Source organism: Pseudomonas sp. S2_B07 (assembly GCF_054668435.1).
This window is the reverse complement of sequence record NZ_CP162769.1, coordinates 2,568,704-2,587,553: the sequence shown is the minus strand read 5'-3', so window position 1 is coordinate 2,587,553 and position 18,850 is coordinate 2,568,704. Positions and strand designations below refer to the sequence as shown.

Annotated in this window: 16 protein-coding genes; 11 read left to right on the top strand and 5 right to left on the bottom strand. The window is 60.4% G+C overall.

Annotated features, from left to right (window positions below; translation table 11 throughout):
* Positions 1 to 58: 58 nt before the first annotated feature.
* From AB4N43_RS12000 to AB4N43_RS11980, 5 genes are all read left to right on the top strand, one after another.
* A complete protein-coding gene (locus tag AB4N43_RS12000; RefSeq protein ID WP_059181596.1) occupies positions 59 to 1,006 on the top strand; it encodes a LysR substrate-binding domain-containing protein in 948 nt (315 codons plus the stop codon).
* Between the two features lie 213 nt (positions 1,007 to 1,219).
* Positions 1,220 to 1,627: an HPF/RaiA family ribosome-associated protein gene (locus AB4N43_RS11995; RefSeq protein ID WP_027924590.1), complete on the top strand. Its 408-nt coding sequence runs from the start codon at positions 1,220 to 1,222 to the stop codon at positions 1,625 to 1,627.
* A 320-nt stretch (positions 1,628 to 1,947) separates the two neighbouring features.
* Complete coding sequence (locus AB4N43_RS11990; protein ID WP_027924591.1) at positions 1,948 to 2,511, top strand: RNA polymerase sigma factor; 564 nt, start codon at positions 1,948 to 1,950, stop codon at positions 2,509 to 2,511.
* The gene (locus tag AB4N43_RS11985; RefSeq protein WP_027924592.1) at positions 2,508 to 3,497 is read left to right on the top strand and encodes a FecR family protein; all 990 of its coding nucleotides are present in this window, start codon (positions 2,508 to 2,510) and stop codon (positions 3,495 to 3,497) included. The genes AB4N43_RS11990 and AB4N43_RS11985 overlap by 4 nt, the downstream gene beginning before the upstream one ends.
* 153 nt (positions 3,498 to 3,650) lie before the next feature.
* Positions 3,651 to 6,080 carry a TonB-dependent siderophore receptor gene (locus tag AB4N43_RS11980; RefSeq protein ID WP_194940795.1) on the top strand — a complete coding sequence of 810 codons (2,430 nt, stop codon included), beginning with the start codon at positions 3,651 to 3,653 and terminating at the stop codon, positions 6,078 to 6,080.
* 151 nt (positions 6,081 to 6,231) lie between these two features.
* Here AB4N43_RS11980 and AB4N43_RS11975 read toward each other — a convergent pair whose 3' ends face one another.
* On the bottom strand, positions 6,232 to 7,107 hold the full coding sequence (locus AB4N43_RS11975) for an AraC family transcriptional regulator (RefSeq protein ID WP_059181593.1): 876 nt from the start codon (positions 7,105 to 7,107) through the stop codon (positions 6,232 to 6,234).
* A 138-nt stretch (positions 7,108 to 7,245) separates the two neighbouring features.
* Here AB4N43_RS11975 and AB4N43_RS11970 point away from each other — a divergent pair, with 138 nt between their 5' ends.
* Positions 7,246 to 8,148 carry a DMT family transporter gene (locus AB4N43_RS11970; protein WP_194940794.1) on the top strand — a complete coding sequence of 301 codons (903 nt, stop codon included), beginning with the start codon at positions 7,246 to 7,248 and terminating at the stop codon, positions 8,146 to 8,148.
* Positions 8,149 to 8,187: 39 nt separating this feature from the next.
* On the opposite strand, the gene AB4N43_RS11965 is transcribed toward AB4N43_RS11970, so the two are convergent.
* Positions 8,188 to 9,162 carry a 2-hydroxyacid dehydrogenase gene (locus AB4N43_RS11965; RefSeq protein ID WP_460154090.1) on the bottom strand — a complete coding sequence of 325 codons (975 nt, stop codon included), beginning with the start codon at positions 9,160 to 9,162 and terminating at the stop codon, positions 8,188 to 8,190.
* 298 nt (positions 9,163 to 9,460) lie between these two features.
* Between AB4N43_RS11965 and AB4N43_RS11960 the strand changes: the two genes are divergently transcribed.
* A protein-coding gene (locus AB4N43_RS11960) for an IS3 family transposase (RefSeq protein WP_460154089.1) occupies positions 9,461 to 10,989 on the top strand; the annotation gives its coding sequence in 2 pieces (ribosomal slippage) (positions 9,461 to 9,920 and positions 9,920 to 10,989; 1,530 coding nt in all).
* A 519-nt stretch (positions 10,990 to 11,508) separates the two neighbouring features.
* Here the strand turns inward: AB4N43_RS11960 and AB4N43_RS11955 are convergent.
* Both AB4N43_RS11955 and AB4N43_RS11950 read right to left on the bottom strand, forming a co-directional pair.
* The gene (locus AB4N43_RS11955) at positions 11,509 to 11,886 is read right to left on the bottom strand and encodes a DUF6124 family protein (RefSeq protein WP_460154088.1); all 378 of its coding nucleotides are present in this window, start codon (positions 11,884 to 11,886) and stop codon (positions 11,509 to 11,511) included.
* A 332-nt stretch (positions 11,887 to 12,218) separates the two neighbouring features.
* A complete protein-coding gene (locus AB4N43_RS11950; RefSeq protein WP_027924598.1) occupies positions 12,219 to 13,187 on the bottom strand; it encodes a LysR family transcriptional regulator in 969 nt (322 codons plus the stop codon).
* A gap of 272 nt (positions 13,188 to 13,459) precedes the next feature.
* On the opposite strand from AB4N43_RS11950, the gene AB4N43_RS11945 reads away from it, so the two are divergent.
* From AB4N43_RS11945 to AB4N43_RS11930, 4 genes are all read left to right on the top strand, one after another.
* Positions 13,460 to 14,971, top strand: coding sequence for an efflux transporter outer membrane subunit (locus AB4N43_RS11945; RefSeq protein WP_027924599.1), 1,512 nt, complete (start codon positions 13,460 to 13,462; stop codon positions 14,969 to 14,971).
* A gap of 139 nt (positions 14,972 to 15,110) precedes the next feature.
* Positions 15,111 to 17,303 carry an FUSC family protein gene (locus AB4N43_RS11940; RefSeq protein WP_027924600.1) on the top strand — a complete coding sequence of 731 codons (2,193 nt, stop codon included), beginning with the start codon at positions 15,111 to 15,113 and terminating at the stop codon, positions 17,301 to 17,303.
* Positions 17,293 to 17,493 (top strand): DUF1656 domain-containing protein, encoded by a 201-nt coding sequence (locus AB4N43_RS11935; protein ID WP_007896379.1) that lies wholly within the window; start codon positions 17,293 to 17,295, stop codon positions 17,491 to 17,493. Before AB4N43_RS11940 ends, AB4N43_RS11935 begins: the two co-directional genes overlap by 11 nt.
* A gap of 24 nt (positions 17,494 to 17,517) precedes the next feature.
* A complete protein-coding gene (locus AB4N43_RS11930) occupies positions 17,518 to 18,381 on the top strand; it encodes an efflux RND transporter periplasmic adaptor subunit (protein WP_027924601.1) in 864 nt (287 codons plus the stop codon).
* A 46-nt stretch (positions 18,382 to 18,427) separates the two neighbouring features.
* On the opposite strand, the gene AB4N43_RS11925 is transcribed toward AB4N43_RS11930, so the two are convergent.
* A complete protein-coding gene (locus AB4N43_RS11925) occupies positions 18,428 to 18,826 on the bottom strand; it encodes a DUF4440 domain-containing protein (protein WP_027924602.1) in 399 nt (132 codons plus the stop codon).
* Between the last annotated feature and the right edge of the window lie 24 nt (positions 18,827 to 18,850).

The window sequence follows — 18,850 nt, the reverse complement described above, 5'->3', positions numbered from 1 at the left end:
ACCTCGGTCCGCCGTGACCAACGAAACTTCCTAAGACAGCCTTTAGTGGGGCTAAACGATGAGCCGTCAATTGCATGCCCAGACCTACGTCTGGCTGCACGTGTTTTCCTGTGCCGCGCGGCACTTGTCGTTCACCCGTTGCGCCGAAGAACTGCACATCACGCCGGGTGCGGTCAGTCAGCAAATCCGCCAACTGGAAGAACGTTTAGGGTTCCGCCTGTTTCACCGTCGTGCGCGAGGGGTGGAACTGAGCGCTGAAGGCCAGCGCCTGGCCATTACCGTCAACGAGGCGTATGGCAGCATTGATGCGGAATTGCGCCGACTGGACGCCGGAATGATCAGCGGAACGCTACGGCTACGCTCGATTCCGTCGTTCCTGAGCAAATGGCTGACGCCCCGTCTGCCACGTCTGCAACAGCGCTTTCCGGACATCCAGTTGCGTCTGGTGGCCGAGGACAGCAGCGTGCCGCTGCACGAAGGTGATTTCGATCTGGCCATTGACCTGAACGATGGCAGCTACCCTGGCCTGTTATCCACAGCCTTGCTCGACGAGCAGATTTTCCCGGTCTGTGCCCCAAGCCTGCTGCGCGGCCGACCGCCGCTGCATGGCCCGGCGGACCTGATGCATTTCCCGTTGTTGCACGACATCACCGCCTGGCGTGGCAGCTATGAATACGCGGAGTGGGAGTTCTACTTGAATGCCATTGGTATCGAGGGCGCCGACGTGCGGCGCGGGCACACCTTCAATCGCAATCACCTGACCATCGAAGCGGCCATTGCCGGGATGGGCGTGGCGATTGCGCGACGCACATTGCTCAACGATGAGCTGGAGCGGGGGACATTGATCGTGCCGTTCGGGCTGGCGGTGCCCAATCACAAGCGCTACATGCTGCTGTATGCGCCGGGGGCCTTGAGCCATCCAGGCGTGCGCGCGGTGCATGACTGGCTGGTGGAGGAGGCGGGGATCTTTCGAAGTTTGCACCCGCTGGCAGAGCAGCAGATGTGAGCAATTATGACAAAGAAGCGTGTCGACCCAACTCCCGACCTTAACAGCGCTTTTGCTCGTTGTCCGGGTTTTTTTGCGAATCCATATTTATCTTTTTTTAGGGGTTGAATTGTTCTGCGCGCAGACCGATTGTGTAAGTAAGAGGTCACGGTGATGACGCCCAAGGGCTAGCCGAAGGGCCTCTCGCGAGCTAGCTGAAATAAGGGATGAACTATGCAAATCCAAGTCAACAGCGATAACCATATTCAAAGCAGCATCCGACTGGAGGAGTGGGTACGTACTACCATTGAGAGCACGCTCGAACGTTATGCAGAGGACCTGACCCGCGTCGAGGTCCACCTGTCAGACGAAAACGGCGACAAGCCCGGACCGCACGACATGCGCTGCCAGCTGGAAGCGCGGCCAAAAGGCCACCAACCGATTTCTGTCACTCATAAAGCCGATAACCTGGAACTGGCGATCGACGGCGCGGCCGAAAAACTCGAACATGCGCTGGAACACCTGTTCGGCAAACTGCGAGGCAAACCACGTGCCGCTGTGGTGCCGTTCGAACGAGCAGCAGCCGATGAGCTGCTTGAGGAAGAATTTCTCGAGAACGAGCAAGCCGCACAAAACGGCTGACAGCTGATTCGCTTTTTATCTTTCCACCCCTGAAAACGGGCCTGCTGACGCAGGCCCGTTCTTGTTTCTGGGTTTCGCGGGCTTCCGGCGGTACACGTTTTGTGTAGCAGCTGCCGAAGGCTGCTACAGGATGTGCGCGATCCGTATCCGGCAATCAGATCTCTTTGCGTATGAGAATATTTATCATTAATATTGCGCCCTCGCTGGCCCGATGACTTTCACGCGGCCTTACCGGTTTCAAGGTCGCACCATGACAGACACCACCACGCTCCCGGTTCGCTCTCGATTGGCCGTCGCCGAATGTGCGCAAGGCTGACCCGATGATCACCCTCCCACCTGAATCTCACGACGATGAACACCGCGGGGCACGCGCGCATTTCCTGCACGTGTTTCTTTCCCAGCGTTCGCAGATGGAAGCTTTGGTGAACCGGCGCGTGGGGTGTCGGGCGACGGCGGCGGACCTGGTGCAGGACTTGTTCCTGCGTTTCTGGCGTCGGCCGCTGGTGCAGGTCGAGGAACTCAGCACCTACCTGCTACGTTGCGCCGGCAACATCGCCATCGACCATTTACGCAGCGAAGGCACGCGAGTGCGGGTCAATGAAGGCTGGATGCCGGACGCGCCAGACAGCCATGGCAGTGAGCCGCAAGCCGCCCTGGAAGCCGGCAACGATTTGCGTCACGTCGAAGCGGCGCTGCGCGCCTTGCCGGAACGCACGCGGCAAATCTTCCTGCTCAACCGCATCCACGGTCGCAAGTACGCCGAAATCGCCAAAGCCATGGGCTTGTCCCAAAGTGCCGTGGAAAAACATATGATGCGCGCCCTCGATGCCTGCAAGGCCAGCCTGCGGGAACCGCCCACGCGCACGCCAGGGAAAGCACCGTGAATCAGCTTGAACGCGTCATCCCGACGCCCGCTCAGGAACAGGCCGCCTTCGCGTGGCTGTGCTTGCTGCATGACCAGCCCAGCAGTGGCGATCAACTCACGTTCAGTCACTGGCTGAAGGCTGATCCCGCCCACGCCGAGGCTTATGCACAGGCTCAAGTGCTGTGGGAATTGAGCGAATCGCCGGCGCGAACCCTGGCCGATGAAGACGCTTTCGCCTTGCAGGGTTATCTCAATGCCATGAATCAATCGCGCCGCCACAGCATTCGGCGTTGGTCGGGGGCGTTGGCGATGGCGGCGTGCCTGTTGTTGATGATGGGCCTCGGCGCGGGTTGGCAGCCAGCGCGTTGGATTGACGACCTGGGGGCGGACTATGTCTCGGCGCCGGGGGAAATTCGCACCGTGACCCTGGCGGATCAATCGCGCGTCACGCTGGATGCCGACAGTGCCATTGCCGTGGATTTCAGTCGCGGTGAGCGGCACGTCCAGTTGCGACGCGGCGCCGGGTTTTTCAGCGTGACGCATACGGGTGATCCGTTTGTGGTCGACGCTGAACAAGGCCAGGCGAAAGTGCTGGGCACGCAGTTTGAAGTGCGCCTGCAACCGCAGGGTGCTCAGGTCACGGTGTTGTCAGGACGGGTCGGCGTGACAGCGAAGAAGTACGCCGAGCCGCAAATTCTGACCGCCGGCCAGCAAGTGGCCTATGGCGAGGGCGCGGCGGAAAAACTGCATGCGGTCGACAGCGAGGCGCAGTTGGCCTGGCGTCAGGGCTGGCTCAATTATTACAAGGCGACGTTGGCGGAGGTGGTGCAGGACCTCGGTCGCTATTACCCGGGGAGGATTGTATTGCTCAACGATGAGCTGGCGGCACGGCGAATCAGTGGCAGCTTTCCGAGCAAGGATCCGCAAGCGGTGTTGAGTTCGTTGCAGGGGGTGTTGGGGTTTGAGCAGCACAACGTGTTGGGGCATCTGATTATTTTGCGCTAAAGCCTCTGGCCCCATGGCGGGCAGACTCACCACCACATCCCTCAAACAAAAATATTTTCAACATTTTGATGAGGTAAACCCAACCCCCATCCGTGTAGTGACTGAAACTGCGAGTCATTCGCATCCGTAGCGGTTCTACACAGGTCATGAGCAATGAAGTCCAGGGCAAAATCGGGTTCGGTCAAACAGTGGTTGGGTGTTTCGGCACTGAGTATGTTGGCGCTGGCCTTGCTGCCATCGAGCATTGCCTCGGCGGCTGAAGCCAACAACACGCAACAGCGTGCCCAGTTCAGTTTCGCCATCGCCGCCAAACCGCTGCCCCAGGCCCTGAGCGACTTCAGCCGGGTCACCGGCATCAGCGTGGTCTACACCGATGAAGCGCCGTATGGCCTCACCGCCCCGGCGATCAATGGCCAGTTGAGTGCCGAGCAAGCGATGCAGCGTTTGCTCAGCGGCTCGGGCTTCACCTTCCGCCGCACCGATGCCAAAACCCTGATGCTGGAACCCGTACCCACGGCCGGCACCTTGAACCTTGGCGCGACCACCATCACCTCGGTCGCCGATCAATCCATGAGCTATCAACCGCCGCCCACCAGTTCGGTGATGCGCTCATCGGCCTTGCTCCAGGAAATTCCGCAGACCGTCAACGTCGTCCCGGCCCAGGTCATTCGCGATCAGCTGCCGCGCAATCTGGATGACGCGCTGGCCAACGTCAGCGGCATCACTCAGGGCAACACGCTGGCGAGCACTCAGGACTCAGTGATGACCCGCGGTTTCGGTGACAACCGTAACGGTTCGATCATGCGCGACGGCATGCCGATCGTGCAGGGCCGCGGCATGAATGAAAGCGTCGATCGCGTCGAAGTGCTCAAGGGGCCGGCCTCGCTGCTGTACGGCATTCAAGACCCGGGCGGGGTGGTCAACCTGGTCAGCAAGAAGCCGGAACTTGAGCAATACAACGCCCTGACCCTGCGCGGTTCGACCTATGGCGATGGCAAAAACGGCAGCGGTGGCAGCCTCGACAGCACCGGCGCGCTCGGCACCTCGGGCCTCGCCTACCGCATGGTGCTGGACCACGAAGATGAAGATTACTGGCGCAATTTCGGCACCCACCGCGAGTCGCTGGTGGCGCCGTCGCTGGCCTGGTTTGGCGAAAGCACCAAGCTGCTGTTCTCCTACGAACACCGCGAGTTCCTGACCCCGTTTGACCGTGGCACGATCATCGATCCGCGCACCAACCACCCGCTGGACATCTCGCGCAACGAGCGCCTCGACGAGCCGTTCAACAACATGGAAGGCCGTTCGGACCTGTACCACTTCGAGGCCGATCACGAACTCAACGACAACTGGACCGCCCACTTCGGCTACAGCTGGAACCGTGAAACCTACGACGCCAGCCAGGTGCGCGTTACCGCCATCGACACCAAAAAAGGCACGCTGACCCGCAGCATGGACGGCACGCAGAATGCGATCAGCACCGACCGCTTCACCACCGCCAGCCTCGAAGGCAATGTCGAGTTCGCCGGGATGAAACACGACCTGGTGTTCGGCGTCGATGACGAGTACCGCAAGATCTACCGCGAAGACCTGATCCGCCAGAAAAGCCTGAGCACCTTCAGTTACGTCAATCCGGTCTACGGTCGCGAAGTCGCCGGCACCACCGTCAGCCCGGCGGACAGCGCGCAAACCGATGAATTGCGCAGCGACTCGATCTTCCTGCAGGACTCGATTCACCTCACCGATCAATGGATTTTCGTCGCGGGCGGGCGCTTCCAGGAATACGACCAATACGCCGGCAAAGGCGTGCCGTTCAAGGCCAACACCGACAGCAACGGCCAGAAGTGGGTACCGCGCGCGGGGTTGGTCTATCGCTACACCGATGAATTGTCGTTCTACGGCAGCTACACCGAATCGTTCAAACCCAACTCCACCATCGCGCCTTTGAGCGGCAGCAGCACCGTGCTCGATGGCAGCATTGCGCCGGAAGAAGCCAAGGCCTGGGAAATCGGCGCCAAGTTCGACCTGCCGGGGCGCATCACCGGTGACATCGCGCTGTTCGACATCAAGAAACGCAACGTGCTGGTGGCCAACTCCGAAGGCCCGGTGACGATCTACAGCGCTGCTGGCGAAGTGCGTTCCCGTGGCCTGGAAGTGGACGTGACGGGACAGCTGACGGATCGCTGGAGCATGATCGGCAGTTACGCCTACACCGATGCCGAAGTCACCGAAGACCCCGACTACAAAGGCAAGCAGCTGCAAAACGTCGCCAAGAACAGCGGTTCGCTGTCGGCGGTCTATGACTTTGGCACCATTGTCGGTGGCGATCAGTTGCGGGTCGGCGCCGGGGCGCGTTATGTCGGTGAGCGAGCGGGTAACGCTGTGAACGATTTTGACCTGCCGAGCTACACCGTGGCGGATGCGTTCGCCACGTACGACACCAAGGTTGAAGGGCAGCGGGTCAAGTTTCAGCTCAACGTGAAGAACCTGTTTGACCGCACGTACTACACCTCGGCGGCGAGCCGGTTCTTTGTGTCGATGGGGGATTCGCGGCAGGTGTTGTTGTCGAGCACGTTGGAGTTCTGATCGAAGACTGCGTCATCGTTCATCGCGGGCAAGTCGAATCGCCGCACCGCCGGCTCCCACAGGGATCGAGTTCCTTCATGAGAATGCGGTCAAATGTGGGCGCCGGGCTTGCCCGCGATGGCGGCCTCACCGGCGCCAATCATCTTAAGTACTACCGCAAAAACGCCTGCCGATACTCCCCAGGCGTCCCACCCAAAGCCTGCCGAAACCGATTGGTGAAATGACTCGCACTGGCAAACCCGCACGCCAACGCAATCTCCCCCAACGGCTGCGACGTCGAGCGCAACAACTCCCGCGCCCGGCCCAATCGGCGAGCCAGCACATACTGATGCGGCGGCAAACCAAAGCTCTCGCGAAACATCCGCGCAAAGTGATATTCCGACAGCGCACACAGCGCAGCCAACTGCCCAAGGCTGATGGCCTCGGCCAATTGATGATCGATGAACTCAACCAACTGCCGCCGCTGATGTGCCGCCAGTCCACCCTTGAGCCGCAACCCCTCGCGCATGCCGACCTGGCCAAGCAATACGTGGCTGAGCATTTCATGGGCCAGGCTGCTGGTCAGCAAACGTTCGCCGGGTTCGTCCCAGTTGAGGGTCAGCATCTGTCGAAAGCGCCGGGCTTGCGCTGGATCGTCGAGGAAAGTGCCTTCGCGTAATTGCAGTTCACGCGGTTCGCGGTCCAGCAGCGTGACGCAGCCGAGGGCGAATTGTTCGGGGCTGAAATACAGGTGGGCCAGGCGAATGTCGCCATTGATCACCCAGCCTGACTGGTGATCCGCCGGCAGGATGCACAGCTTGTCCGGGCCGCCCTTGGTGCCGGGCTGGTCGCGGCGGAAGGTGCCGGTGCCGCCGGCGATGTAGCACGACAGCGTGTGATGGCTCGGCGCTTCGTAGTCCTGGGCGTCGTGATGGTTGCTCCACAAGGCTGCAGCCATGCCGTCACCGAGCTCGGCGCTGTGCTCAAGGCGAGCATTGGGCGAGCGGTTGAGGGCTTGAAAGACTTGCAGCGTTTCCAGTGCGGGCATGATCGGTTCTCTCCAACGCCTAGCATCCTACTCCGTAGACGTTGGCCTGCCAGCCTCTGCGCTGACAAAAGCGCAAGTTTATGCAAGTGCGATCCGAGCGCCCGCAGGACACTGAGCCTCTACTGAGGAGTGTTTGCCATGAACCTGTCGTTGTACTTGCTGACCGTGCTGATCTGGGGCACCACCTGGATTGCCTTGAAATGGCAATTGGGCGTGGTGGCGATTCCGGTGTCGATCGTCTATCGCTTCGGCCTCGCGGCGCTGGTGCTGTTCGCGATGTTGCTGCTGAGTCGACGTCTGCAAGTGATGAACCGACGCGGGCACTTGATTTGTCTGGCGCAGGGGCTGTGCCTGTTCTGCGTCAACTTCATGTGTTTCCTGACAGCCAGCCAGTGGATTCCCAGCGGCCTGGTCGCCGTGGTGTTTTCTACCGCAACGTTGTGGAACGCCCTGAATGCGCGGGTGTTCTTCGGCCAGAAAATCGCCCGCAATGTGCTGATGGGCGGTGCGTTGGGTTTGTTCGGACTTGGCCTGCTGTTCTGGCCTGAACTGGCGGGCCACACCGCGAGCCCGGAAACCTTGCTCGGCCTGGGCCTGGCGCTGCTCGGAACCCTGTGCTTCTCGGCCGGCAACATGCTGTCGAGCCTGCAGCAGAAGGCCGGTCTGAAACCGCTGACCACCAATGCCTGGGGCATGGCGTATGGCGCGGCGATGTTGTCGGTGTGGTGCCTGGTCAAAGGCATTCCGTTCGACATCGAATGGAGCACCCGTTACATCGGCTCGTTGTTGTACCTGGTCATTCCCGGTTCCGTGATCGGTTTTACCGCTTACCTGACCTTGGTTGGGCGCATGGGGCCAGAACGCGCGGCCTATTGCACCGTGTTGTTCCCGGTGGTGGCGTTGAACGTGTCGGCATTTGCCGAAGGCTACCAATGGACTGCACCGGCATTGGTGGGCCTGGTGCTGGTGATGCTGGGTAACGTGTTGGTATTCCGTAAGCCCAAGCCACCTGCGTTGCAGGGGAATGGCAAATTGGCTTGAACGAACGGGCAGACGCTTAAAAACGTCTGCCCGTTGTCATTAGCCTTTCCAGACTTGCGGGTTGACCAGATCTTGCGGCCGCTCGCCCAGCAAGGCGCTACGCAAGTTGGCCAATGCACGGTTGGCCATGGCTTCACGGGTTTCGTGGGTGGCGGAACCGATGTGCGGCAAGGTCACTGCGTTTTTCAGCTGGAACAGCGGCGACTCCGCCAGCGGTTCTTTCTCGTAGACGTCCAGACCGGCGCCGCGAATGCGGTTGTTTTGCAGCGCTTCGATCAGGGCCGGCTCGTCGACGACCGGGCCACGCGAGATGTTCACCAGAATCGCGCTTGGCTTCATCAGCGCCAGTTCACGGTGGCTGATCAGGTGCCGGGTTTTTTCGCTGAGCGGCACCACCAGGCAGACGAAATCGGCTTCGGCCAACAATTGATCCAGCGAGCGGAACTGCGCGCCGAGTTCTTGTTCCAGCTCGGTCTTGCGGCTGTTGCCGCTGTAGATGATCGGCATGTTGAAGCCCAGGCGACCGCGACGGGCAATGGCCGCGCCGATGTTGCCCATGCCGACGATACCCAGGGTTTTGCCGTGTACATCAGTGCCGAACAACGGCGCGCCGACGGTGGCTTGCCATTGCCCGGCCTTGGTCCAGGCGTCCAGTTCGGCAACACGACGAGCGCTGCTCATCAGCAGGGAAAACGCCAGGTCGGCGGTGCTTTCGGTGAGCACGTCCGGGGTGTTGGTGAGCATGATCCCGCGTTCGTTGAAGTAGGCAACGTCGTAGTTGTCGTAGCCGACCGAGACGCTGGACACCACTTCCAGCTTGGCGGCGTTCTCCAGCTGTGCGCGACCGAGTTTGCGACCGACACCGATCAGGCCGTGGGCGTGGGGCAGGGCTTCGTTGAATTGGGCATTGATGTCGCCGTTTTTCGGGTTTGGCACGATCACGTCGAAGTCTTGTTGCAGGCGTTCAACCATTTGCGGCGTGACGCGGCTGAAGGCGAGGACAGTCTTTTTCATGGGAGGAGGGCTCGTCGGGCGTGGAGAATGCCAAGCACGCTAACATTCTTCCCCGCTGTTGTGCGAGTGCCCGGGCGTCGGGTATGCGCCTATTTAAACTGTGGGAGTGAGCCTGCTCGCGAAGGCGTCCTGACAGACGACCATTCTCTTTCTTGGTGTACATATCCATTCCTGCGGTAACGGCCGCTGGCGGTTTCGCCCTTACGGCGAGGCACTTTTTTCAAACGCCCTCCGTGTCAGGCTACCTGTCGCCCTTGTTGATTGACTCACTCATGCAAGAGGGCGAAGGTGTTTAGCAATGTCCAAGCGCTATAACGAAGACTTCAAAGATTGGGTCGTCCTGCAAATGATGCCGCCCCTCAATCGCTCAGTGGCGGAACTCGCCGTTGCACTTAATCTCACGCCTCAGTCACTGCGAAACTGGAGACAAATGGCTAGAGATAAAGGTTTGATCGTGCCGGGAAATGGCAAGACCAGTGATCAATGGTCCAGCGCCGATAAATTCAACGCTGTGATGGAAACAGCACCGTTGAGTGAGGTGGAAATTTCTCAATACTGCCGGCTCAAGGGCATCTACCCGGAGCAAATCCGTCAATGGCGCGAGATCTGCCAAAACGCCAATATTCTTGCTGATCTGAAACCCAATGTAGAGAAAACTGCCGAACAACGGCGGATTAAAGAATTGGAGCGTCAGTTGATCCGGTCAGATGCTGGGCGTGCTGAGGCGGAGGCTTTGCTGGCACTCAGAAAAAAAGCCAATGCGATCTGGGGCAAGGACAAGGAAGACTGATCGACGCCTTTGATCGCACGCAAGCCATGAAGTTGATTGCAGACGCGGTACTGAATGGCGCTCGTCGATATCGAGCGTGCAATGAGTTGGGGTTGAGCCTGCGCACAGTCCAACGCTGGCGACACACTGGTTGTGATCGACGACGACTGGCTCAACGGGCAGCTCCGGCTAATAAGCTCAGTGAGACGGAACGCCAAGCAGTGCTTGATACCGCCAATCAGGCTGGCTACGCCAGCCTCACCCCGCACCAAATCGTTCCTAAGCTGGCCGATGAAGGCATCTACCTGGCTTCGGAGTCGACGTTTTATCGTGTGTTAAAAGCCGCCAACCAAAACGTGCGTCGTGGCAGAACCAAAGCCCCGAAACGCAGGGTGCTGACGACTCATCGCGCTGACAGCCCCAATCAGGTGTGGTGCTGGGATATCACCTGGTTGCCAAGTACCGTCAGAGGCCGGTTTTTCTACTGGGACATGGTCAAGGATGTCTACAGCCGCAAGCTGGTCGCCAATGAAGTACATGAGGTGGAGTGCGCCGAACACGCGTGCGAACTGCTCAGAAAGGGGTGCTTACGTGAACACACAGCGGGTCGCCCGCTGGTGCTGCACTCGGATAACGGGCACGTGATGAGAGGTTCTTTGTTGCGTGAAAGTATGGTTGCGCTGGGCGTCGAGCCATCCTTTAGCCGGCCTAGGGTGAGCAACGATAACGCTTATGCCGAGGCACTGTTCCGCACCGCTAAGTACTGCCCACTCTGGCCGGATCAACCTTTTGAAACGGTGACTGATGCAAGGCTTTGGGTGCAGAAATTCATCGAGTGGTACAACGAAGATCACCGCCACAGTGCCTTGAAATACGTGACACCAAACGAGCGACACGAAGGCAAAGCGACGGCTTTATTACAAGCTAGAGCAGCGCTTTATGAAGAGGCCAGGGAAGCGAATCCGAGCCGCTGGAGTACCAGGACACGCAACTGGAAGCTGGCAGATGCGGTGTATTTGAACCCAGAACGCCCTGAAGTTAACGGCGCAATGGGTTAGCAGCGGAAGTACCAAGGCGACAGGTACCTTGACACGTACCGAACGCCACAAAAGGAACCAAAAAGTCTCGCCCCGAGCGTCCGGCCCCTCGCTAAGGCTCGGCGTTCCTTCGTTCCGGTATCCATCCGGGGACACTGCCCGCAGGTCTGCTGCGCGACGACCTACATGCAGCGTGTTCGACTGCGTCGAACGGCGCTGCGCGCCATTCCCCGGATGCACACCTCCACTCAGCCTCCCGAGGGGGCGGGTGAATCAAAAGCCAGATCAAAAGCTTTCAGGCGAGCTAACGCTCGGCCTGATGAGTGGTGAGAAGCGGCGGGTGTACACCGATCTATTGTAGGAGCCTGGCTTGCCAGCGATGGCGGCCTGACAGCCGACCAATCTCCATCAGGTGTACACAACCCAACTGTGGGAGCGAGCCTGCTCGCGAAAGCGGTATGCCAGACAACATTGATGTTGAATGTTAAATCGCATTCGCGAGCAGGCTCGCTCCCACAGGGATTGGCGTTTACTGGGGGATTAGCGATGTGGCGCGGGCTTGGGCAGTTCGAGGTTGTCCATCATCCGGTTCGCGGCCAGTTCGGCGAGCATGACGATTTGCTGGATCGCCATGGCGGTGTTGCGGTGCGGGCCTTCCAGGTAGGTGGCAAAATCGCCGGCCATGACGCTGGCCTGGGCCAGGGTTTCACAGGTGTGGGCCAGCAGATCTTCGTCTTTGAGGTCCGGTGCGAGTAGGAACATGGTGCTGGGTTTGCGGGTGGGCGGTGATTTCAGGGCTGCGGGGTTGAGGTAGTGATTCAACGCGCGTTCGGCGGCGTCGTGGAATTTTTTGGAATCGACGGATTCGTAGGGGGAAACGTCGTCGGTTTCCGGGGGATTCGGAGTTTCTTTAATCATATGGAAGTTACTCAATGGCGATGAAATGGAGCTGCCATCTTTCGATTTCCAGGCGAAAGGGTGGCAACTGTGCGCGGACTGGAAAAACCGGACCACCATCACACCCGGCAGACCTGAAGGTCTCCCGCGCACAGCCGCCATAACAAAGAACTGCGTGCAAAAAAAGCGCCGCAGTATGCCATGAGGTGTGATGGAGGGTTGTCAGGTTTTCCAGACCTGATCGCTGATTTAGCAGCGACCCACAAAGCCTACCCATTTCCCGTCTGACCCAACAACCGACAGAACCCGTCGGAATCCTTCCTCAAAATCAGTGCGTCTGTAGGACCGTGGAATCAGTTCGCCAACCGAGCCCCGCCCAGACTCCCGCTCAATTCATACGCCGCCAGCTCCGCCTGATGCGCCGCCAGAATCTCCGGCAACGAGCCGCGCAAGTACTCGACCCAGGTCTTGATCTTCGCGTCGAGATATTGCCGTGAAGGGTAGATCGCATACAGGTTCAGTTCCTGCGAGCGGTAGTTCGGCATCACCCGCACCAACGTGCCGTTGCGCAGCCCTTCAATCGCCGCATACACCGGCAGCACGCCAACGCCCATGCCGCTGGTGATCGCGGTTTTCATGGCGTCCGCCGAGTTGACCAGGAACGGTGAGCTGTTGATGGTCACGGTCTCCTGGCCATCGGGGCCGTCGAAGGCCCATTTCTCCAGCGGGATCACCGGGCTCACCAGGCGCAGGCACATGTGGTTCAGCAGATCGCTGGGCTTTTGCGCGCAACCGTTGGCTTTCACGTACGCCGGCGAGGCGCAGACGATGCTGTAGGTGATACCCAGCCGCTGGGACACGAAGCCGGAATCCGGCAGTTCGCTGGCGAGGACGATGGACACGTCGTAGCCCTCGTCGAGCAAGTCCGGCACGCGGTTGGCCATGGTCAGGTCGAAGGTCACGTCCGGGTGCGTCTTGCGATAACGGGCGATGGCGTCGATCACGAAGTGCTGACCGATGCCGGTCATGGTGTGCACCTTGAGTTGCCCGGCCGGCCGCGCATGGGCGTCGCTGGCCTCGGCTTCGGCTTCTTCTACGTAGGCGAGGATCTGCTCGCAGCGCAACAGGTAGCGCTTGCCGGCCTCGGTCAACGCGATGCGGCGGGTGGTGCGGTTGAGCAGGCGGGTTTGCAGGTGGGCTTCCAGGTTGGAGACCGCGCGCGAGACGTTGGCGGTGGTGGTGTCCAGTTGCACGGCGGCAGCGGTGAAGCTGCCGGCCTCGGCCACGTAACTGAAGGCGCGCATGTTTTGCAAAGTGTCCATGGGGTGCTCTCAAGGGAGATGGCAAATTGTGACACAAGGTTTCAAGGTCTGAGACCCCGACCAAGGGATTATCGCGTGAACGGTAACAAAGATTCACAAGAATCCCAGCTTATCGCCAACCAGACCCACCCCTAGAATTGCGCCACTGCAGGAGCCGGGCTTGCCCGCGATGGCAGCACCGCGGTCATCCAGACCCACCGCGGTGCTGCCATCGCGGGCAAGCCCGGCTCCCACAGGATTTCGTACCTCCCCTATTTCAGGAAATCGCAGCAGTGCCGCGTCGCATCAGCAGAGCGCTTCAGACGCTCAGTGTTTTGGCTTTAACCCTGGCAATCAGCGGCTGCATCGGTACCGGAGGTATTGCCCCGCAGGGCAAGGCACTGGAGGCTGATTCACTGGCCACCGACGAAGCTATTCAACACGCTGCGCAGGACGCGCACTGGCCCACCGCTCAGTGGTGGCGGGCCTATGGTGACCCACAACTGAACCGCTGGATCGACCTCGCCGTGCAAGGCAGCCCGAGCATGGCCATGGCGGCGGCGCGGGTGCGCCAGGCCAAATCCATGGCCGGCATCGCCGAGTCAGCCGAGTCGTTGCAGATCAACGGCGAATCCACCCTCAAGCGCCACAACTGGCCCACCGATCAGTTTTACGGGCCGGGCGAGCTGGCCAACACGACCACCTGGGACAACAACGCCGCGCTGGGCTTCAGCTATGCGCTCGACCTCTGGGGCCGCGAAAGCAATGCCACCGAGCGCGCCGTGGACATGGCGCACATGAGCGCCGCCGAAGCGCGTCTGGCGCAGCTCGAATTGCAGAACAACATCGTGCGCGCCTACATCGAGCTGTCGTTGCATTACGCCCAGCGCGACATCATCGAGGCGACGCTGCAGCAGCAACAGCAGATTCTCGACCTCGCACAGAAGCGTCTGAACGGAGGCATCGGCACGCACTTTGAAGTCAGTCAGGCACAAACGCCGTTGCCGGAAACCCATCGCCAGATTGATGCGCTGGACGAAGAAATCGCCCTCAGCCGCAACCAGCTTGCGGCCCTGGCAGGCAAGGGGCCGGGCGAAGGCGCGCAATTGCAGCGGCCAACGCTGTCGTTGGGCGCCGCGCTGAAATTGCCGTCGTCGTTGCCCGCGCAATTGCTCGGCCAACGCCCGGACGTGGTTGCCAGTCGCTGGCAAGTGGCGGCGCAGGCTCGCGGTATCGATGTCGCCCACGCCGGTTTTTACCCCAACGTCGATCTGGTTGGCAGCCTCGGCTACATGGCCACGGGCGGTGGGGCGCTGGAGTTTTTGACCGGCAAGAAACTCAACTACAGCGTCGGCCCGGCGATCTCGTTGCCGATTTTCGACGGCGGGCGTTTGCGCTCCGAGTTGGGCGAAGCGTCGGCGGGGTATGACATCGCGGTGGCCAAGTACAACCAGACGCTGGTCAACGCGCTGAAAAGCATCTCCGATCAGTTGATCCGCCGCGAGTCGATGGACAAGCAACAGACTTTCGCCGCCGAGTCCGTGGCCACCGCGCAGAAGACCTATGACATCGCGATGATCGCCTATCAACGCGGGTTGACCGACTACCTCAATGTGCTTAACGCGCAGACGTTGTTGTTCAAGCAGCAGCAAGTTCAGCAGCAGGTGCAGGCGGCGCGGTTGAGTGCTCATGCGGAACTGGTGACGGCGTTGGGTGGCGGGCTGGGTGCGGGTAATGATGTGCCGAAAGATAGCCAGACCGCAGCGCCGAAAACCCCAGCCCTGCTTAAGAGCCTCTCGAATTGAACACGAACCCTGTGGGAGCGAGCTTGCTCGCGATGAGGCCGTGTCAGTCAATGCATGTGTCGCCTGACACTGCGCCATCGCGAGCAAGCTCGCTCACACAGGTTCTGCGACTTAATCGAATCTCAATGAGCAGGATTTCATGACTCCCTTGCCCGCACCCTTGCGCTGGCTGTATTCCCTTGAATGGCGCCGGGGCTTTTTCGACTGGGCACGCAGCGATGGCGTGACCTGGGTCTACATCTTCAAGGTGTTGTTCGCCGCCTTCCTGACCTTGTGGCTGGCCATGCGCCTGGAATTGCCGCAACCGCGCACGGCGATGATCACCGTGTTTATCGTCATGCAGCCGCAAAGCGGTCAGGTGTTCGCCAAGAGTTTTTACCGCTTTCTGGGCACCTTGACCGGCTCGGCGGTGATGGTGGCGCTGATTGCCTTGTTCGCGCAAAACACCGAACTGTTCCTCGGCTCGCTGGCGATCTGGGTCGGCATCTGTTCGGCCGGTGCGGCGCGGTATCGTAACTTTCGCGCCTACGGTTTTGTGTTGGCCGGCTACACCGCCGCGATGGTCGGTTTACCCGCGTTGGCGCACCCGGACGGCGCGTTCATGGCCGCCGTTTGGCGGGTGCTGGAAATCTCCCTCGGCATTCTCTGCTCGACGCTGGTCAGCGCCGCGATCCTGCCGCAAACCGCCAGCGCGGCGATGCGCAACGCCTTGTACCAGCGTTTCGGCGTGTTTGCCCGGTTCGCCACCGATGGCTTGCGCGGTCGCAGCAAACGGGAGGCTTTCGAAGCCAGCAACGTGCGTTTCATCGCTGAAGCGGTTGGGCTGGAAGGCTTGCGCAGCGTGACCGTGTTTGAAGACCCGCACATGCGTCGGCGCAACGGTCGGCTCAATCGTTTGAACAGCGAGTTCATGGGCATCACCACCCGCTTCAACGCCTTGCATCAGTTGCTCGAACGCTTGCGTAGCAGCGGTGCCGAGCCTGCGGTTGCGGCAATCAAACCGGGTCTGCAGGACCTCGCGGAAGTGCTCGACGGTTTCAGCGGTCGTGCCCTGACCGATGCGGACGCGGCACGCCTGGTTGTCGAGTTGAGCGCTTATAAAGAAGGTTTGCCGGCGCGGGTTCGCCGCTTGCGGGCGACTTTCCAGGAGAGCAACCCGAGCGACGCCGAGCTGCTGGATTTCCACACCGCGTACGAGTTGCTCTATCGCTTCGTCGACGACCTGCACAGTTATGCACAGACCCACGCCTCACTCGCCGATCACAGCCACGCGCGCGAGCAATGGGACGAGCCGTTCACCCCGCAAACCAACTGGATGGCCTCGGCGGCGTCGGGGATTCGGGCAGCGTTCATTCTGGTGGTGCTCGGCAGCTATTGGGTGGCGACCGCATGGCCCAGCGGCGCGACGATGACCTTGATTGCGGCAGCAACTGTCGGCCTTTCAGCCGCCACGCCGAACCCGAAACGCATGGCGTTTCAGATGGCCTGCGGGACGTTCCTTGGCGCACTGATCGGTTTCGTCGAGATGTTTTTCATCTTCCCGTGGATCGACGGATTCCCGTTGCTGTGCGTGATGCTCGCGCCGGTGATCGTGCTCGGTTCGTTCCTCACGTCGCGACCGCAATACGCCGGTGTCGGTCTCGGCTTGCTGATCTTCTTCAGCACCGGTTCGGTGCCGGACAACCTGACGGTCTACAACCCTTACGCCTTCATCAACGACTACATCGCCATGGTGCTCGGCATGCTGGTGTGCGCGGCGGCCGGGGCGATTATTTTGCCACCGAACAGTCGCTGGTTGTGGCGGCGGTTGGAGCAGGATTTGCGAGGGCAAGTGGTGTACGCGATCAGCGGCAAGCTCAAGGGATTGGCGTCGAGTTTTGAGAGCCGCACGCGGGACTTGCTGCATCAGGCGTATGGCCTCGCAGCGGGGCAACCGCAGGTACAAAGCAACTTGCTGCGCTGGATGTTCGTGGTGCTGGAAGTCGGCCACGCGATCATCGAGTTGCGCAAGGAGCAGGCGGTTCTGCCGGTGCATCCGGCCTACGCCGAATCGCAGCCGTGGCGCCAGGCAATCCGGGTGATGGGGCGTTCGCTGGTGCGACTGTTTCTGCAACCGAGCCAGAACAATCTGGAGCGCAGTCTGGTCGCGGTCGACCATGCGATCAGCCGTGTGCAAGCCACTGACGAACCTTTCGCACCGCACTTCGACACCTCCGCCTTGCGTCGGGTGAAGAGCTACCTGCACTTCATTCGCACCTCGTTGCTGGACCCGCAATCACCGCTCTCGGCCTACACGAAAACCGCGCCGCAAGGACTTGAACATGCCTCGTGAAATCGCCTTCCACGGCGTGTACATGCCCACCATGACGCTGATGTTTTTCATCGCCGCCGCACTGGCCTGGGCGCTGGACCGGTTCTTGTCCGGGTTCGACCTGTACCGCTTCTTCTGGCACCCGGCGCTGCTGCGCCTGAGCCTGTTTACCTGCCTGTTCGGCGCCCTGGCGCTGACCGTTTACCGTTGACTCTCTTTCACTGAGAACGCCCTGATGAAAAAGCTTTTCAGCCTGCTCGCCACCCTGTTGGTGCTGGCCCTCGCGCTATGGATCGGCCGGACCTTGTGGGTGCATTACATGGACACCCCGTGGACCCGCGATGGCCGGGTGCGCGCCGACATCATCAACGTCGCCGCCGACGTCACCGGGGAAGTGGTGGACGTACCGGTGCGTGACAACCAACAAGTGAAGAAGGGCGATCTGCTGATGCAGATCGACCCCGAGCACTATCGCATCGCGGTCAAGCAGGCGCAGTCGCTGGTCGCATCACGCAAGGCAACGTGGGAGATGCGCAAGGTCAACGCCCGCCGCCGTGCGGACATGGACAACCTGGTGATCTCCCGGGAAAACCGTGACGACGCCAGCAACATCGCCGACTCGGCACTGGCCGATTATCAACACGCGCAGGCGCAACTCGAAGCCGCCGAGCTGAACCTCAAACGCACCGAAGTGCGGGCGGCGGTGGACGGGTACGTGACCAACCTCAACGTGCATCGCGGCGACTATGCGCGCATTGGCGAAGCGAAAATGGCCGTGGTCGATATGAACTCGTTCTGGGTGTATGGCTTCTTCGAAGAAACCAAATTGCCGCACGTGCGCGTGGGCGATAAGGCCGACATGCAGTTGATGAGTGGCGAGGTGCTGAAAGGGCATGTGGAGAGTATTTCTCGCGGCATCTACGACCGGGATAACCCTGAGAGCCGCGAACTGATTGCCGATGTGAACCCGACGTTCAACTGGGTGCGATTGGCGCAGCGAGTGCCGGTGCGGATTCACATTGATGAAGTGCCAGAGGGGGTGCTGTTGGCGGCGGGGATTACGTGTACGGTGGTGGTTAACCCAGCAGTTGGCGAGTAACCCTGTGGCGAGGGGGCAAGCCCCTTCGCCACAAAAAGCGACCGAGTCAGCCTTTGCAAAACGTCTCATGCAAGTGCCGCCAGATCAGCGTGCCGTCGGCGTCTTTCTCAAACACCACGGTCGAACGCCGATCCGAATGCAGCCCGGTGGCATCGGTCTGTTGCTCGCGATAACTCACCACCGCGCCGCCGTCATACAGCGCCACACCGCGCAATTCACTGAGTTCGATCCTGAACCCGAGCTTCTTGCCGCCCGCCAGTTGAAACAGTTCGCTCAATGCCTCGAAATCCAGCACCCGGCCCAATGGCGAGATCATGGAAAACTGCGGTGAAAACCGGCTCAGCAGTTGTTCAAGTTCCGAGTCGTCTTGTTCTTCGGCCAACCATTGCTCGATGGCGACGTGGGCCTGGATGACTTCGTCGAAGTAGTGGGTGTAGTCGGTCATTGAAGTGTGTTCCTGAAATGTTCT

Excerpts from the sequence above, each read along its gene's own strand:
- AB4N43_RS12000 (WP_059181596.1), top strand. The coding sequence starts at position 59 with ATGAGCCGTCAATTGCATGCCCAGACCTACGTCTGGCTGCACGTGTTT.
- AB4N43_RS11995 (WP_027924590.1), top strand. The coding sequence starts at position 1,220 with ATGCAAATCCAAGTCAACAGCGATAACCATATTCAAAGCAGCATCCGA.
- AB4N43_RS11990 (WP_027924591.1), top strand. The coding sequence starts at position 1,948 with ATGATCACCCTCCCACCTGAATCTCACGACGATGAACACCGCGGGGCA.
- AB4N43_RS11980 (WP_194940795.1), top strand. The coding sequence starts at position 3,651 with ATGAAGTCCAGGGCAAAATCGGGTTCGGTCAAACAGTGGTTGGGTGTT.
- AB4N43_RS11975 (WP_059181593.1), bottom strand. The coding sequence starts at position 7,107 with ATGCCCGCACTGGAAACGCTGCAAGTCTTTCAAGCCCTCAACCGCTCG.
- AB4N43_RS11970 (WP_194940794.1), top strand. The coding sequence starts at position 7,246 with ATGAACCTGTCGTTGTACTTGCTGACCGTGCTGATCTGGGGCACCACC.
- AB4N43_RS11965 (WP_460154090.1), bottom strand. The coding sequence starts at position 9,162 with ATGAAAAAGACTGTCCTCGCCTTCAGCCGCGTCACGCCGCAAATGGTT.
- AB4N43_RS11955 (WP_460154088.1), bottom strand. The coding sequence starts at position 11,886 with ATGATTAAAGAAACTCCGAATCCCCCGGAAACCGACGACGTTTCCCCC.
- AB4N43_RS11950 (WP_027924598.1), bottom strand. The coding sequence starts at position 13,187 with ATGGACACTTTGCAAAACATGCGCGCCTTCAGTTACGTGGCCGAGGCC.
- AB4N43_RS11940 (WP_027924600.1), top strand. The coding sequence starts at position 15,111 with ATGACTCCCTTGCCCGCACCCTTGCGCTGGCTGTATTCCCTTGAATGG.
- AB4N43_RS11935 (WP_007896379.1), top strand. The coding sequence starts at position 17,293 with ATGCCTCGTGAAATCGCCTTCCACGGCGTGTACATGCCCACCATGACG.
- AB4N43_RS11930 (WP_027924601.1), top strand. The coding sequence starts at position 17,518 with ATGAAAAAGCTTTTCAGCCTGCTCGCCACCCTGTTGGTGCTGGCCCTC.
- AB4N43_RS11925 (WP_027924602.1), bottom strand. The coding sequence starts at position 18,826 with ATGACCGACTACACCCACTACTTCGACGAAGTCATCCAGGCCCACGTC.